1 protein-coding gene is annotated in these 261 nt (G+C 38.7%); it reads right to left on the bottom strand.

The window, feature by feature from the left end; all coding sequences use genetic code 11:
- Nucleotides 1–77: 77 nt before the first annotated feature.
- On the bottom strand, nt 78–261 hold a 184-nt coding region (locus JI667_RS21905; RefSeq protein ID WP_206858594.1), incomplete at its 5' end, for a serine hydrolase.

Genomic DNA, 261 nt, shown 5'->3' with positions numbered 1-261 from the left:
ACCACTTTGTGAGCTACATGCGGACAACACTAGAATAAAAGCTAGAAAACCAACAAACGTTAACGCTTTCATTTTCTTCAAAACGTTTCCCCCTTAGTTAATGTAGTTGATATCAATGAATGAAGATGAGGCCTGATCTGTTTCATATTGTGATGCCTTCCGTAATGAACTATATTCGTTAAGAAGGTCACAATAAGTTCTTCCTTTGGATCAATCCAGAGACTTGTTCCTGTAAATCCCGTGTGGCCAAAGCTTCCTTCT

Origin of the sequence: Bacillus sp. NTK074B, assembly GCF_017303375.1 — a bacterium.
GTDB lineage: Bacteria > Bacillota > Bacilli > Bacillales > Bacillaceae_B > Rossellomorea.
Note: the sequence above shows the minus strand (reverse complement) of the source record. Positions and strands in the feature narration are given on the sequence as shown.